Source organism: Myxococcus sp. XM-1-1-1, from assembly GCF_020037095.1.
GTDB lineage: Bacteria > Myxococcota > Myxococcia > Myxococcales > Myxococcaceae > Myxococcus > Myxococcus fulvus.
Genome location: NZ_JAIQDH010000004.1, coordinates 239127 through 254786, shown reverse-complemented (window position 1 = coordinate 254786; position 15660 = coordinate 239127). Strand labels below are relative to the sequence as shown.

Genomic DNA, 15660 nt, shown 5'->3' with positions numbered 1-15660 from the left:
CCTCCAACAAAGGCGGCCGCATTCAATCCCACAGGTGGGGCCCGTCGCCAAGAACTCGAAGTGTCACCCCTCCCAGGTGGACAGCAGTGCGCGGACCCGCGTGTACCTCTGGAGGAGTGCGGCACGGTGGGCGCTGAGCATCACCATGGAGCCGATGACGAACAGGCCCATGATGAACAGCGAGGCGGCCGCGACGCGGTGGTCCCTCATGCCGAAGCGCACCAGGTTCGCCGCCACACACGTCACCAGGAACGCGGTGCCCAGGTACACGTAGGAGCGGATGCGCAACGCGATGCCGAAGCCCACGCCCACCACGCAGAGGAACACGCACAGGAGCATCGCCCCACCGTCGTCGAACATCAGCGGCTTCCACGCGCCGGCCACGTAGATGACGGTGACGGCCACCGCGCGCAGCCGCGCATACGTGTCCTGCTCGATGGCGCCCCGGAACACGCGCAGCAGCGCGAGCAGCGAGAGGCCCGCGGGGATGACGTAGAACTGCGGCTCGCCGTGCCCCGTGCCCTGCCACACCAGGAAGAGCGCGACGTTGAAGGCCACCACCGACGCGAGCGAGGCCGAGCCCCTGCGCGTCGGATGCGAGGCCAGCGCGGCGAAGTGCGCGGCGTGTCCCACCAGCAGCGCGGCCACCTGGAGCGGCTCGCCCCACGGCGCGGAGAGCAGGCCCGCCATCGGGAACAGGTACGCGCCCCACAAGGCGGGCCTCCGGAAGACCGTGAGCCCCGAGCCCTCGCGCTGCACGAAGAAGTACAGGCCCGTGAAGAGCGCGCCGCCCACCAGCGCCGCCAGGCTGTCTCCGGAGTTCGGCTGCGCTCCCATGCCGAGCATCCGCATGGACAGGTACCCCAGCGCGAGCACCGCCTGCGCCAGGAACGCGGCGGGCTCGTCCTCCTCCCTGGAGGCATGGCGCACCAGCGCGACGAGCAGCACCGCCAGCGCTCCGCACGCGACGAGCGCCTCGCGCAGCGCGTCCCCTTGCGGCCCCAGCAACCCCAGGCCGAACATCACCTCCATCAGCGCCACGACGGTGAAGCCCAGCCCCACGCCCCGACGCACCTCCCGGCCCGCCACGAACAGGGCGAGCGCGGCGAGCAGCCCGCTGAGCGCGCCCAGGTACGGGAGGATGAACTCCGAGCCACGCCCCGTGGAGAACACCGCGCCCAGGTGCATCATCACGCCATGCGCCGCCACGAGCGACGCCAGCCAGCCCGCCGCCTCGCGCTCGCTCCGGCGCCACACCACCGCCCACGCCGCCCCCAGACCGAACACGAAGCACAGCGGCGTCCCGATGTGCCGCAGGTCGCGCAGCGCCGACAGCGACATCAGCGCCAGCACCCAACCGCCATGGTGCAGGGCCGCGCCCACGCGCACCCCTCGCGCATCCAGGAACATGCCCGCCACGCACAGCGCCAGCCCCGCGCCACTGACAGCGGCGGGCACCCACACGAAGGGCACCGCCGCCACCAGCGACAACCCGAGCAGCACCGTGGCCACATTCGCCATCCACCGCTCGCGCGTCGCCATCAACACCAGCGACGTCACTCCGGCCCCCAGCGCCACGTGCGGCGCGAGCGCTCCAGGCCCCGTGGCCGCGAGCCTCGCCAGGAGCAGCAGTCCCAACACGCCCGTGCTCCCCGCCCACAGAGGTTCGCTCCACGTGCCGCCCAGTCCGGGCATCAAGCGCTCCACGGCCTTGTTGAGCGAGCGCTGCACGCTCCCCGACTGACAGAAGGCGGACAGCACGGCGGCCCCCAGCGCCAGCGCGACGATGGGCAGCCCCGCCTCGGGCCGCCACTCCAGGAAGTGGCGTGTCTCCGTCTGCCCCACGCACGCGAGCGCGAGTCCCAGGAGCGCCGGCACCAACAGCCAGCGCAGGGACAGGAGGAACGCGGACGCGGCCACCACACCCGCGAGGCCCGCGAGCCTCGACGGCGACGGGTCCTCCAGCACGGGCAGCGCAGCGATGACCAGCGCGGTGATGACGGAGACCTGACGCAGCTGCGCGTCCGGCGGACTGCGGAAGAAGGCCCAGAGCCTCGGCGCCACGTGGTGCTCGGCCAGCGCGAGCGCCAGCAGGAGGACCGTGACGATGGGCCGCGCCTCGGGAACGGTGATGAGCAGCAGTGAGGCGCCGCACACGCGCAGGAACGGCATGGGCCCGGGCATCAGCGCCAGCGAGGCCGTGAGGAAGTACACCGGCAGCGGCCCCATCCACGACGTCAGCAGCACCATCGGCGTGAGCAGCGCGAGGCTGACCTGCATGCCCAGCGACAGCCGGTTGCGGACCGCCACCTCGTTCGAGCGCAGCAACAGGGTGCTGAAGCCGGGCACATGCTCCACCGCCCGCGTCACGGCCAGCGACAAGAGCGGCAGCGCAAAGGCCCACGTGGGCGTGTCCCCACCCATCGCCAGGAAGCCCACGAAGGCGAAGGGCACACCGAGGCACGCGAAGAAGGGCTGACGCGTGGCGCGCGTCCACAACAGCGGCAGCACCATGGCGCCCAGGGCCATCCAGGCGGGGGGCGCATCGTCCCAGCGCACCACCGTGGGGACCATCACCAGCGCGGAGGCCACCGTCGCCACCATCGCGAAGCGGCGGCCCCCCGCGCCCACCCTCAGCACCGCGGGGACCTCCTCGAGCACCGCGAGGACGGCGAGCACCGTGGCCAGGCCCAGCAGCGCCATGGGCCCCGTGGCGTACAGGCCGATGGCGGCATACAGCGCGGCCACGCCGACGCTGAGCGCGGCGGGCATGGCCCTCGCGGTGAGCAGCGCGGCGAAGGCCGTGGCGAGGATGAAGGTGTTCTCCTGCCAGGACTTCGCCTCCGCGACCGCGAGGAAGGGGAAGGTCCACGCCACGAGCGCCGCGACAGTGGTGCTCGGGCTGCGCCCCCAGCGCGCCGCGCTCAGTGAAGACCCCAGGGCCCAGAGGATGAACGCCCCCATGGACATCGCCGGCGTCATCAGCCCGCCCCAGGGTGAGAACGAGCGCCCCAGGTCCGGCAGCAGCGCGAAGGCCGCGATGAACACCGCCAGGGGCCGCGCGAGGGGGAGCGTGCGAGACACCACGGCGATGGCTCCGGCCGACAAGAGCATCACCACGCCCAGGCCACTCACGGTGCCGATGATTCCCGCCAGGAAGCCGAAGAGCGCGTAGAAGACCGCCACCCCGCTCAGCTGCCGCAGCAGCCGGCCCCGCTCGGCGACGACGGCGAGCGCCAGCGCGACGAAGACCAGCGAGAAGGCCATCGCCGTGACGGACACCTGGAGCGCGAGCTTCGGCACCAGGGCGGCCGCCAGCAGGACGGCGTAGGCCACGACGTACGCGTTGCGCAGGCTCCACGCGATGACGAGCATGCTCGCGCCACACAGCACCGCGCCCGCCATCGGCGTGAAGCCGAAGTCGCTGAACAGCCCCATCAGGAAGCCGGCCGTGGCCAGCAATCCCCCCACGGGGGCCACCAGTGTCCGCGTGCGCGCGGTGCACACCAGGGACACGCCCGACAGTCCGAGCGCCAGCAATCCGGCCACCACGGACGCGGCCTCGACCGAGAGGACCTGGATGGCCAGCGGCGGCACCACCAGCATCAGCAGCGCGCCGACGACCTTCAGGTAGAAGCGGTCCACGAGCAGGCCGGTGCCCAGACACACCACCGACATGCCGAGCACGCTCCAGAGGGCCGGGCGCGCGTCGGGACCGGCGATTCCGTGGAAGGAGAAGAGGACGCCGGCCACGGCCGTGCAGCGCAGCAGCACCTCCGCGAAGGCGACGTCGCGCGCCTGTCCGGTGCGCTCACCGCGCCACAGCCGCGACACCGCGAGCACCACGCCCGCGAGCACGAAGGGCAGCGCCGTCAGCGCGCCGTACTGCACGGGCAGCCGCTCCGCGACGGGATAGCCGAGCGAGGCCTTGAGCGTGTCGAGCAGCCGCTTCAGCGGCCCCGGCACCAGCTGGCCGCTGGTGGCATACGAGAAGTAGAGCGCGGCATAGGCGGGATACACCCATGGCAGGCGATGGAGGGCGCCGCTCGCCAGCGACAGCAGCGTCCAGGTGATGACGGCGGCGGTGACGAAGAACGTGGGCGGCGGGGCACCGATGGCGGCGACCAGGCACATCGCCTGGAGGGAGACCACGCCCAGCGACAGCGTGTCCGTCGCGCGCTCGGCGGGCAGGACACGGAAGCGATGGGCGGAGGCGAGCAGGAACGCGACGAAGGGCGCATAGAGGCCCGCGTCGGGCGGAGCCCCCGCGTGGACGAGCGCCAGGTGCAGGCGCACCGCGTAGGCGATGAGCAGGTACAGCGGCGCGGCGAGCGCGAAGGCCAGCGCGCTCCCTTCTCGAGGACTCGAAGGGGTGCGCGAGGACAGCAGGAAGAAGAGCACGCACGGCAGGAGGTTGAGCCACAGCGCGGCGCCCCCGAGCCTCGCGGCCAGCGGAGCCAGTCCCATCATCAAGATGCTGGCGACGAGCGAGGCCTGGACGAAGGGACGCGAGGGGGCATCGAAGGCCTCCGCGGGCTTGCGCACGAACCAGGCCGAGACTCCCGCCCAGACCAGCAGCGCCGGAGTGAGCCACCACGGCCCCAGGTTGCCGTCGCCGAACCCGGTGGGCGACAAGGCAATGCCCGCGAGGGGAGCCGCCGCCGAGCCGATGACCCCGAGGATGCGCCCCGGACCGCGCAGGGCCTCGCGCCGCCCGAGGACCGCGCCCATGATGGAGAAGAACGCGGAGGCCCCCGCCGTGGCCAGGAAGATGGCCACCGAGCGACTGACGGAGCTCATCCCGGCCCAACGCTCGAACACGAAGTAGAGCAGGCCCGAGAGGACGAGGAAGGCCCCGACGAACCACATGATGCTTTCGTAGAGGAACGGCTTCCACACGCGATTCCACGACGAGGCCTGCTCGACGAACCGGGCCGTCGGGCCCCCAGGCTGCGGCGCCTCGAACGACGGCGCGGAAGCGTCCTCGGGGAGCGGATGCGCCTCGGCGCCCGCACCGGACACGCGAGCATGCGGCGACGGGCGAGGACCTGGACGTCGCGTCGATGCCGCCCTCGCGGCGCGCTCGGCCTCACGCTTCGCCTCGTCTCTCGAAGCAGAGGAAGCACCTTCCGCGCGCCACGCCGCCGATGTGCTCGACGCGTGCCCATCATCGGCACGCGACGCGGATTCACCCGAGCTCCACGTGCCGCTCGCATCTCGCGTCACGGAGGCATCCGGACGAGGTACGTACTCACCCTCGCCCCACGGCAGGCCCGTCTTCGGACGCTCCGAGCCCGGCGTGACCTCGCTCACACCGTGAGCATCGCGCACCACCGAGGCACCACCCGCCACCGACGCGTCCGCGCGAGGAACAGAATCACCCTCGCGCCACGACAGATCCGCCTGCGGATGCTCCGCGGCCACATCAGCGCCAGCCGTGACACCCCTTGCGCCGTGGGCATCCTGAATCACCGAGGCGCCACTCGCCACGGACGCCTCCGCGCCCCAAGCTCCGTCCGCCTCCCGAGTCACCGCCTCGCCCGAGCGCTGCGAGGACGCCTCCGCGCCCCACGCTCCGCCCGCCTCCCGAATCACCGCCTCGCCCGAGCGCTGCGAGGACGCCTCCGCGCCCCACGCTCCGCCCGCCTCCCGAATCACCGAAGCGCCGCTCGCCGCGGAATCTCCCGCGCCCCGCACGAACGGCTCCGCGGCATCGCGCGTCACGGCCTCGCTCGACCGCCACGCGGCCTCCGCGGCAACCGTCTCCGCTCCCTGCACGAAGCCCGTCACGGGCAGCACCGTGGCCCCCGCGTGCACCCCATCCACATCGGGAACCACCGCGGGCCACTCACCGGGGCGCGAAGGCGCTCCGCCGCCAGCCGCCGCGGCGCCGTCCTCCGTGCGCGGCGGCTCCACCCGACTCGCCGTCACCGGCGCCGGCGACTCGGCGAGCACGGAGAGGAGGATTCGGGCCTGACGCTCGTAGCGCTCGGACAGGAAGCGACGGACGTTGGGGGGAACCTCGGTGGCATCCCAGCGCGCCAGCTCGGACAGGAGGAAGTGGACGTGAGCGAGCTCCGCGTCCAGCTCGGAACGAGGCCGCGAGGTCATCGCCGTGCCACAGAGTGCGCACTGGTGGAACTGACCCAGGCGCTCCTGTCGGCAATCAGGGCAGTACATGAAGCTCCCCCTCTACAACGGACATGCCACCCAGAATGCCTGGGATATCCAGCGCGTGGAAAGCCGCCCCCTCATTCCAGGTGCGTCGTCCGGGTGGCACCTGTGCAGGCAGGTGCACAACGGGTGCACGCACTCCGACGCACCCGTCACGCCCGGAGTCCCCCTGGCCCCACCTCGCATTCCGTGGGAGCGTCCGCCCCCATGAGCAACGACGAGCTGACCCTGCGTCCCATCCGACCCACGGATGATGCCGCCGTGGCGGGCGTCATCCGCGCGGTGATGCCCGAGTTCGGAGCCGATGGTCCCGGCTTCGCCATCCACGACCCCGAGGTTGACACCATGAGCACCGCCTACGCGCGCCCGCGCCACGCGTACTTCGTGGTGGAGCGCGCGGGCCGCGTCATCGGTGGCGGCGGCATCGCCCCGCTGGAGGGCGGAGACCCGGGCGTGTGCGAGCTGCGCAAGATGTACTTCCTCCCCGAGGCGCGTGGCCTGGGAGCGGGCGAGCGCATGCTGCGCCGCTGTCTCGACTTCGCGCGCGAGGCAGGCTTCCAGCGCTGCTACCTGGAGACGCTCGCCTCCATGACACAGGCGCAGAAGCTCTACCGCCGCCTCGGCTTCGAGCCGCTCTGCGCCCCCCTGGGAAGCACGGGCCACTTCGGCTGCGACCACTGGTACGCGCTGGACCTCACGAAGCCCGCGAGCTGAAGCGCCCCCGCCCCCCTGCCCTGCCACCGTCCCCTGAGCCCCTTCGGGTCAGTGCTCCTCCCTGTCCCCATCTTCTCGGACAAGGAGGGGGACTGAATGGCGGGAAGAGGACCCAAGCCTCCCGGACGCCGCAGGGCACCGTCACCGACGAGCGCGAGGACCGCGAGGGCACGGCCCGAAGCAGCCGTGGTCTCCGAGCCCGCGCCCCGCCCGGACAAGGCCCCCTTCGACATCGACGACGTGCTCGCGCGCGTACGTCACACGGTGCGCGACTTCGCGGACGCGGCGATGTTCGCGCTGTCCGCCCGGGGCCACGACAGCCTCTTCGAGCAGCTCGTCGCCTGCATCCTCTCCATCCGCACCCTGGATGAAGTCAGCCTGCCCGCGGCGCTCCGGCTGCTCGAGCGCGCCTCCACACCCAAGGCCCTCGCGCGCCTGGGCACCGCCGCCATCGACGCACTCATCCGCCCCGTCACCTTCCACGAAGCCAAGGCCCATCAACTCCACGCCATCGCCGTGCGCACGCGGGACGAGTTCGCGGGCACCCTGCCCTGCGATGCCCGGGTCCTCCAGTCCTTCAAGGGCGTGGGCCCCAAGTGCGCGCACCTGGCGCTCGGCATCGCCTGCGGGCACGAGGCCATCAGCGTGGACATCCACGTGCACCGCGTGACGAACCGCTGGGGCTACGTGAAGGCCACCACGCCCGAGGCGACCATGACCGCGCTCGAGACCCAGCTCCCGCGCAGGTACTGGGTGGAGCTCAACCGCCTGCTGGTACCCTTCGGCAAGCACGTGTGCACGGGCTCGCGCCCCAGGTGCTCCACGTGCCCGGTGCTCAGCGCCTGCCGGCAGGTCGGCGTGACGAACCCTCGCTGACGATTACCGGTCGTGCCCCACCAGCTGCGTGGCCCGGCGAGCCAGTCGCCGCCACGGGTTGGTGCGACCGCCGTTCTCCAGCGAGATCTCCTTGGACACGCGCAGGTCCTTGGCCCAGCACCGCTCCATCTTCCGGACGAACTCCTTGTCGTGGATGATGAGCGAGCCCTCACCCAGCTTGTTGAGCGACAGCGAGTCCATGTTCGTCGAGCCCACCACCGCGAGCCAGTCGTCCACGATCATCGTCTTCGCGTGCATCATCGACGGCTGGTACTCGTAGATGCGCACCCCCGCGTCGAGCAGTCGTTCATAGGTGGAGCGCTGCGAGGCGCGGATGATCTTCACGTCATGCACGGGCCCGGGCCCCAGCACGCGAATCTCCACGCCCTGGCGACACTTCTCCTCCAGCTGCTCCAGGATTTCGTTGGGCGGTGAGAAGTACGCGTTGGCGATCCACAGGCGCTCGCGCGCGGCGGCGATGACCATGCGCACCATCCGCTCCGCGTCGGTGATGCCCAGCTTGCCCGCGCTCTCCACGAAGCACGCCTCGGCGTCCCCCACCAGCATCGGCTCCGGGAAGGTGTCCGGTGGCAGCAGCCCACCGCCCGACTCCTGCCAGTAGCGCGAGAAGGACAGCTGCATGTCGCGCGCGGCGGGCCCCTCGACACGCACGCTGGTGTCGCGCCACTCCTCCGGCGACAGCCCGTCTCCCTCCCACACCTTCCAGAAGCCGAAGCCACCCGTGTACGCGATGCGTCCGTCGATGATGACCAGCTTCTGGTGCGAGCGCCCCAGCAGCCGCCCCATCACCTTGCCCGCGAGCAGCCGGTAGTAGTGCACCTCCACGCCCGCGGCCGAGAGCACCTTCTCCACCTTCTGGTCGAAGTCCTTGTCCCCGCTCAGCTCCTCGCTGCCCACCGGGTCCACCACCACGCGGCACGCCACGCCCGCGTGGGCGCGGTCCACCAGCGCGTCGATGATGCGGTCCGACACGTCGCAGGGCCGCCAGATGTAGACCAGGATGTGGACGCTCTCCCGGGCCGCGCGGATGTCCTCCACCATGCGGTCGAACACCGCGCCGTTGTCCAGGAGCTCCAGGCGGTGGCCCGTCATGAGCGCCGCGCCGGTGGACTGATAAAGAGAGAACGAGAAGCCCTGAGGCCCTGGAGGCAGCTCGAAGGGCCCCTTCATCTCGTGCTTGCCGCGCTCGCTCCCCGCATCGAAGCCGTGGGCGCCGGGCTGGGGAAGAATCTCCGTCTCCGAGAGGTCCTGGGGCTCGTCCATGACGTGGCAAGCTAGGGACACTGTCCAGCCCCGGCATGCAGGGCCTGGCCGCCTGCCCGACAGGCAGGTGCTCTCTCCCATTGCCGCCCGGCACCGGGCTGGCCACACTGGGCCTCTTCCCTCGCTTGCTGGAGAGCCGACTGATGGTGGAAGAGATTCGTCCAACCGCGAAGGAGCTGCTGTCGCTGCCCCGCCTGGCCCCCCTGGTCCCCATGCTGTACGTGGCCTGGACGGACGGTGAGCTGACGCCCGCGGAGATTCGGATGCTGGGCACCGCCGCGCGCGCCCAGCCGTGGTTGGACCTGCGCTCCAACACCGTGCTCGCCCGCTGGTTGGATCCGCTGATGCCACCCAGCTCCAACGAGCTGGCCCTGGTGCGCGAGCACATCCGCGCCTCCGCCGAGCGCCTGAGGCTCAGCCCCCAGGAGAGCCTCTCCGAGCTGGGCGCGAAGCTGACAGAGCTCGTCGCGGACTCGAAGGAGCTGCCCTCGAGCATGCCGGAGCTGGTGCGCGCCTTGGCCTCGCTGGAGGCCGTGCTGGGCGTCTCCGGACGCGAGGCTGTCCGCGCCCTGGTGCCCGCCGCCGCGCACGAGCCACGCCGCATCGGCCCCACCGAGCCCACCTCCTTCGCCCCCGAGGCGCTGCGCGCGGTGCTGGACCGCAAGTACCCGGAGGTCCGCTCCCAGGTGCGCAAGTGGCTGGAGGACCCGACCTTCCGCTATCAGCGCACGCTCGACACGGACAAGCAGCGCGAGCAGGTCTTCGCCTGGCTCAAGCAGCTGGCCGACCAGGGCCTGGGCCGCATCGCGTTCCCGGAGGGCGACGAGGCCGGCGCGGACCTGGGCGCCTTCATCGCCTCGTTCGAGACGCTCGCCCTCTTCGACCTGAGCCTCGTGGTGAAGGCGGGCGTGCACTTCGGCCTGTTCGGCGCGAGCATCCTCTTTCTCGGCACCCAGAAGCACCACCGCGAGTACCTGCCCAAGGTCGCCACGCTGGAATTGCCCGGCTGCTTCGCCATGAGCGAGCTGGGCCACGGCTCCAACGTGCGCGACGTGGAGACGGTGGCGCGCTACGACGCGGAGGCCGGCGACTTCATCGTGCACACCCCGTCCGAGGGCGCGCGCAAGGAGTGGATCGGCAACGCCGCGCGCCACGGGCGCATCGCCACGGTGTTCGCGCAGCTGGAGGTCGGCGGCAAGGGGCTGGGCGTGCACGCGCTGCTGGTGCCGCTGCGCGACGAGCGCGGCCAGGTGCTGCCCGGCGTGCGCATCGAGGACTGCGGCCGGAAGATGGGCCTCAACGGCGTGGACAACGGCCGCATCTGGTTCGACCACGTGCGCGTGCCCCGGGAGAACCTGCTGGACCGCTTCGGACAGGTCAGTGCCGAGGGCGAGTACACCAGCTCCATCTCCAGCGACGGGCGCAGGTTCTTCACCATGCTGGGCACGCTGGTGGCGGGCCGGGTGAGCGTGGCGTGCGCGTCCTTGAGCGCGGCCAAGAGCGGGCTGACCATCGCGGTGCGCTACGGGGACCTGCGCCGCCAGTTCGGCCCGCCGGGCGCGCCCGAGGTGCGGCTGCTCGACCACCAGACGCACCAGCTGCGGCTGCTCAAGCCGCTGGCGAAGACGTACGCGCTCGACTTCGCGCTGGAGCACCTGGTGGAGCGCTACGTGAAGCGCACCGAGGAGGACTCCATGGAGGTGGAGGCGCTGGCGGCGGGCCTCAAGGCGTATGCTTCCTGGAACTGCACGGCGGTGCTCCAGGAGGCGCGCGAGGCGTGCGGCGGCCAGGGCTACCTGGAGGCCAACCGGCTGTCGGCGCTGAAGGACGACACGGACATCTTCACCACCTTCGAGGGCGACAACACGGTGCTGATGCAGCTGGTCGCCAAGAGCCTGCTGACGGACTACCGCCAGCGCTTCGAGGACGACCGGGTCTACGCGGTGCTCAAGCTCATCGCGGACAAGGCCACGGCCATGGCGGACAAGAACCCCATCGCCGTGCGGCGCACGGGCAGCGAGCACCTGCGCGACGACGACTTCCAGCTGCGCTTCCTGCGCTACCGCGAGGAGGACCTGCTCGCCTCGGTGGCGCGGCGCATCCGCAAGCGGCTGACGGCGGGTGTGGAGGCCTTCGCCGCCTTCAACCAGGTCCAGGCGCACCTGGTCGCCCTGGCGCACGCGCACATCGAGCGCGTGGTGCTCGAGCAGTTCATCCACGGGGTGAACACGGTCCAGGACCCGGGCCTCAAGGTGGTGCTCGGGCGGCTGTGCGACCTCTACGGCCTGTCCTGCCTGGAGGCCGCGAGCGGCTGGTTCCAGGAGAACAGCCTCATGGAGGGCGGCAAGGCGCTGGCCATCCGCAAGGAAATCGTGAAGCTGTGCACGGAGCTGCGGCCGGACGCGGTGGCGCTGGTGGATGCCTTCGGGATTCCGGACACGTGCATCGCGGCGCCCATCGGACTGGGGCATCTGTCGGCGTGACGCCCGCTGAACAATTGGGGGCCCTGGGGGGCTGACGGGCTGGGCGAGGCTGCCCAGCTTCCCGGGCCATGAAAACCACCACGACGCTGTGGCTCTGCGTTCTTGGAATGTTGTCCGCGTGTGCGTCCGTGTCTCCGGTGGAGCGCGCCGCACAGCAGGAGGAGCAGAACCGTCAACGGGCCCGGCTGCTCACCGAGGAGCTCTACAACCTGCGCAAGCTGGACCGCGTCCCGGAGCTGTTCGCCGAGGACTACGTGGACCACTCGCAGGGCGCGCCCAAGGACGTGGTGGGCCCGGCCGTGGTGCTCCAGCAGGCCGAGGCCACCTTCCAGACGTTCCCGGACCTGCGCTTCGACATCCTCCACGTGGTGGCGGACCAGGACCTGGTGCTGGTGCACTGGAAGGCCGCCGGCACGGACCCGCTGAACCTGGACGACGCGGGCAAGCCCCGGCCGCTCGCGCTCGCCGGGCACTCGCTGTACCGGATGCGCGACGGGAAGGTGGTCGAGTCGTGGGACATCTCCGACCGACTCACGCCCCTGCTCCAGCGCGGCTACCGCGTCGTCCCGCCCCAGCCGTAGCGGGGCGGCGGCTCACTGAAGGACGGCGGGCGCCTGGAAGACCTCGCCGTCGCGGCCCTCCACGCGGAGGCTGGCGCCCTCGGAGGGGCTCACGCGCAGCTCCACGCGCGGCTGCCCCCGGCGGTCCACCAGCAGCAGGCCCGGGGAGCCGTGCTCATCCGCGCCGAGAATCGCGCGGGGTCGGCCATCCGCGTCCGCCAGCTCCAGGCGCGAGGAGCCATCCACCTGGAGGCCCACCGCGAACAGGTCCACGCCCCCTGGCTTGGACAGGGTGAGGCGCGGGGCCTCGTCCGAGTAGACGGTGAGCTCGGCGAGGGACTCGCCCTCCGCGGTGGAGAAGCGCAGCCGGGGCGAGCCGTCCTGGGCCACGCCGAGGAGCGCGCGCGGACGCCCCGCCTGGTCATGCAGCACCAGGCCCGTGGTGCCGGCGTCATCCAGTCCGAGCGACGCGCGCCGCTGTCCGTGCGCATCGTTGAGCACCAGACGCGAGGCCACCAGCTCTCCGCCTCCCAGCGTCGGCGCGGGCTTCAGCGCGGCCACGCCCAGCCCGAGCCCCGCCACCGCGAGCGCCGAGAAGGTCAGCCCCTGCAGCCGCCGGCAGCGGCGCTCCAGTCGCTCCAACCGAGCATCCAGCGAATCCATCTTCGTGCCTCCCGTCGGAGCGCTCCACGCGTCTGACGCACCGCACGTTAGCGGAAGGCGGACCGGGCCGCCCGCGCTCCCGGAGCGTCGCCCCGACCGGACCTGGCCCCCGCCCTCGCGGCGCGCGTCCCCAGGAGCGCTCCGCCCACTGCGTGATTCAAGACACGTGTCGGGGAAGACATGTGACACACCGCGGCTCACGTTGATGAGGCCCGGGGGGCTGACACGGAGGCGGCGCCGACGCGAGAATGCGGGAATGAGACAGCTCGACCAGGAGCGGCTGTTGGGGGCATACCGGGCCACGCGCTACGTCATCCGTCCTCATGCCTCCACCGGAGGCGTGGAGCAGGTGCTGCGAGTCGGCCGGCTCCACCCCGCGCTCGACGCGGAGCTGACCGCGCGCGGCCACCGCGAATGGGCGTTCCTGACCGCGTGGAATCCAGGCTCAAGGCCTCGCGGCAAGGACGAGAACCAGCGAGCCCAGGAACGACTGATTTCCCAGCTGGTCGCGGGCGGCTTCGTCATCGCCCCCGCCATCGGCGAGGCCGAGGACGGGAGCTGGTCCGAGCAGAGCCTCTTCGTCCCGGGCCTGCCTCGCTCGGAGGCGGAGCGCTTCGGTCGCGCCCATGGCCAGGTGGCCATCCTGGTGGGGCGCACCGGAGGCCCCGCGGAGCTGCTGCTGTGCGGCTGCGAAGCGCCGCCGCCCGTTCCTTGAAGCAGGGCCACAGCAGCAACCCCGTGTCGCAACACGGGTTCCACCGTTCCGCCGTGAAGTCGAGCCATCCATCCACGAACCGGGGTAGGTTTCACCGCCCCCGTGCGTTGGAGTTCTCTCGATGCCTCAAGCCACACCGCGCTCGTCCCTTCTGGGAGCGCGCCCCAGCCCCTTCCTGCTCGCCGGAGCGTTCCTCACCGGCATGCTCCTCTTCGTCCATGGCGGCTGCGGAGGTGATGAGCGCGATTGCCGGAACGCCACCGACTGCCGCTACGACAACGGCGCACCGGACGAGGGCAAGGAGTGGGCCTGCGAGGAACAGCGCTGCGTGCAGCACCCCGTCCAGCAGCCGCCCCCGGATGCGGGCACGGACGCGGGGACGCCCGACGCGGGGGCTCCCGACGCGGGAACGCCTGACGCGGGGAGCCCCGACGCGGGGAGGCCCGACGCGGGGGCGCCGGACTCAGGCCCCACCACGGTGAGCATGCAGATCCTGGCCTTCAATGACTTCCACGGGCAGCTCGAGCAGCCCTCGGGCCAGGTTCTGGCGGGCGTGGCCCCCGACGGTGGACCGGTGCGGGTGAACGCGGGCGGCGTGACGTACTTCGCCCGGCACATCGCGGCCCTGCGGGCCACCAACCCCAACACGGTGGTGGTGGCGGCAGGAGACCTCATCGGCGCCTCCCCGCTGCTGTCGGGGCTCTTCCACGACGAGCCCACCATCGAGGCGATGAACCTCATCGGCCTGGACCTGGTCGCGGTGGGCAACCACGAGTTCGACGAGGGCAGCACGGAGCTTTTGCGCATGCAGGCGGGCGGCTGCCACCCGGTGGATGGCTGCCTGGACGGGGATGGCTTCGCGGGCGCGAAGTTCAAGTTCCTGGCGGCCAACGTGGCCACGGGCGTGGACCGCACGCTGTTCCCCCGCTACGACATCCGCGAGTTCGAGGGCGTGAAGGTCGCCTTCATCGGCATGACGTTGGAGGAAACGCCGGCAAGCGTCATTGCCTCGGGCGTGGAGGGGCTCACCTTCAAGGACGAAGTGCAGACGGTGAACGCGCTGGTGCCGGAGCTGCGGCAGCAGGGCATCGAAGCCATCATCGTGGTGGTGCACCAGGGCGGCGTCGCGACCCCGGGCTCCCTGGTGAACGATTGCAAGGGCGCGGGTGCGGACGGCCTCATCTCAGGTGCCATCGTGGGCCTGGTCAAGGGGCTCAACGACGCGGTGGATGTCGTCGTCAGCGGCCACACGCACCAGGCCTACAACTGCGTCATCGATGGCAAGGTCGTCACGAGCGCCTCGTCGATGGGGCAGCTCGTCACGGACATCGACCTGACGTTGAGCAAGGCGACGGGCGACGTCGTGGCGGCGCGAGCGAACAACGTCATCGTCACGCGCGACGTGCAGGAGGTCGGCGCGGTGAAGGAGCTGGTGACGAAGTACCAGGAGCTCGCCACGCCCCTGGCCAACCGGGTCATCGGCTGGGTGGCGCAGACGCTCAGGAACCAGTCGGACTCCTTGGGCCAGTCCACCCTGGGCCTCGTCATCGCGGACTCGCAGCTGGAGGCGACGAAGCCCGCGAACCTGGGTGGGGCGCACGTGGCCTTCATGAACCCGGGCGGCGTGCGCGCGGACATCGCCCAGGGCGAGGTCACCTACGGCGAGGCCTTCACCGCGCAGCCGTTCGGCAACAGCCTGGTCACCATGACGCTGACGGGCGCGCAAATCGATGGGGTGTTGGAGCAACAGTGGCGGCCGTCGGGAGCCACCCTCATGCTGCTTCCGTCGGCGGGCTTCACCTATTCGTTCAGCGCGTCGGCGCCCGTCGGGAGCCGCGTCGACCCGGCGTCCATCCGGATCAACGGCGTGACGGTGGACCCGGCGGCGAACTACCGCGTCACCGCGAACAACTACATCGCGAGTGGGAGTGATGGCTTCTCGGTGTTCACCGAGGGGACGAACCGGATGACTGGCGCCATGGACGTCGACGCGATGGAGACCTACCTGAAGGTGCGCAGCAGCGCGGCGAACCCGCTCCCCGCCCCGGCGCTCAATCGCGTCACCCGGCTGCCGTAGCGTCGTTCCGGGGGACGGGGCCGTGTCCCTGTCCCCCGCGCGCCACGGGCCTCGAGCGGCCTCCACGAAGACGCGCCAGGGTGCGCCGGGCGGAGTAGGTTCCCGCCCCTGTCC

Annotated in this window: 9 protein-coding genes; 6 read left to right on the top strand and 3 right to left on the bottom strand. The window is 71.4% G+C overall.

What is annotated here, in order from left to right; genetic code table 11:
- Positions 1-63: 63 nt before the first annotated feature.
- On the bottom strand, positions 64-6180 hold the full coding sequence (locus tag K8640_RS11515) for a hypothetical protein (protein WP_255652922.1): 6117 nt from the start codon (positions 6178-6180) through the stop codon (positions 64-66).
- 201 nt (positions 6181-6381) lie between these two features.
- Between K8640_RS11515 and K8640_RS11505 the strand changes: the two genes are divergently transcribed.
- Both K8640_RS11505 and nth read left to right on the top strand, forming a co-directional pair.
- Positions 6382-6888, top strand: coding sequence for a GNAT family N-acetyltransferase (locus tag K8640_RS11505; RefSeq protein ID WP_223747092.1), 507 nt, complete (start codon positions 6382-6384; stop codon positions 6886-6888).
- A 186-nt stretch (positions 6889-7074) separates the two neighbouring features.
- Positions 7075-7764: an endonuclease III gene (nth, locus tag K8640_RS11500; RefSeq protein ID WP_223747091.1), complete on the top strand. Its 690-nt coding sequence runs from the start codon at positions 7075-7077 to the stop codon at positions 7762-7764.
- A 3-nt stretch (positions 7765-7767) separates the two neighbouring features.
- Here nth and K8640_RS11495 read toward each other — a convergent pair whose 3' ends face one another.
- Positions 7768-9048, bottom strand: coding sequence for a phosphatidylserine/phosphatidylglycerophosphate/cardiolipin synthase family protein (locus K8640_RS11495; protein WP_223747090.1), 1281 nt, complete (start codon positions 9046-9048; stop codon positions 7768-7770).
- Between the two features lie 143 nt (positions 9049-9191).
- Here K8640_RS11495 and K8640_RS11490 point away from each other — a divergent pair, with 143 nt between their 5' ends.
- Together K8640_RS11490 and K8640_RS11485 are read left to right on the top strand one after the other, a co-directional pair.
- Positions 9192-11531, top strand: coding sequence for an acyl-CoA dehydrogenase (locus K8640_RS11490; RefSeq protein ID WP_223747089.1), 2340 nt, complete (start codon positions 9192-9194; stop codon positions 11529-11531).
- 68 nt (positions 11532-11599) lie between these two features.
- Entirely contained in the window at positions 11600-12112 is a 513-nt protein-coding gene (locus K8640_RS11485) for an ester cyclase (protein WP_223747088.1), read from the top strand.
- 12 nt (positions 12113-12124) lie between these two features.
- Here the strand turns inward: K8640_RS11485 and K8640_RS11480 are convergent, their stop codons facing one another.
- The gene (locus tag K8640_RS11480; protein ID WP_223747087.1) at positions 12125-12754 is read right to left on the bottom strand and encodes a hypothetical protein; all 630 of its coding nucleotides are present in this window, start codon (positions 12752-12754) and stop codon (positions 12125-12127) included.
- Between the two features lie 256 nt (positions 12755-13010).
- Between K8640_RS11480 and K8640_RS11475 the strand changes: the two genes are divergently transcribed.
- On the top strand, positions 13011-13469 hold the full coding sequence (locus K8640_RS11475) for a DUF3293 domain-containing protein (RefSeq protein WP_223747086.1): 459 nt from the start codon (positions 13011-13013) through the stop codon (positions 13467-13469).
- 121 nt (positions 13470-13590) lie between these two features.
- Positions 13591-15546, top strand: coding sequence for a bifunctional UDP-sugar hydrolase/5'-nucleotidase (locus tag K8640_RS11470; protein WP_223747085.1), 1956 nt, complete (start codon positions 13591-13593; stop codon positions 15544-15546).
- The last annotated feature ends 114 nt before the right edge of the window (positions 15547-15660 follow it).

Coding starts and splice junctions, on each gene's coding strand:
- K8640_RS11495 (WP_223747090.1), bottom strand. CDS start 9,048: ATGGACGAGCCCCAGGACCTCTCGGAGACGGAGATTCTTCCCCAGCCC.
- K8640_RS11515 (WP_255652922.1), bottom strand. CDS start 6,180: ATGTACTGCCCTGATTGCCGACAGGAGCGCCTGGGTCAGTTCCACCAG.
- K8640_RS11480 (WP_223747087.1), bottom strand. CDS start 12,754: ATGGATTCGCTGGATGCTCGGTTGGAGCGACTGGAGCGCCGCTGCCGG.
- K8640_RS11505 (WP_223747092.1), top strand. CDS start 6,382: ATGAGCAACGACGAGCTGACCCTGCGTCCCATCCGACCCACGGATGAT.
- K8640_RS11490 (WP_223747089.1), top strand. CDS start 9,192: ATGGTGGAAGAGATTCGTCCAACCGCGAAGGAGCTGCTGTCGCTGCCC.
- K8640_RS11485 (WP_223747088.1), top strand. CDS start 11,600: ATGAAAACCACCACGACGCTGTGGCTCTGCGTTCTTGGAATGTTGTCC.
- K8640_RS11475 (WP_223747086.1), top strand. CDS start 13,011: ATGAGACAGCTCGACCAGGAGCGGCTGTTGGGGGCATACCGGGCCACG.
- K8640_RS11470 (WP_223747085.1), top strand. CDS start 13,591: ATGCCTCAAGCCACACCGCGCTCGTCCCTTCTGGGAGCGCGCCCCAGC.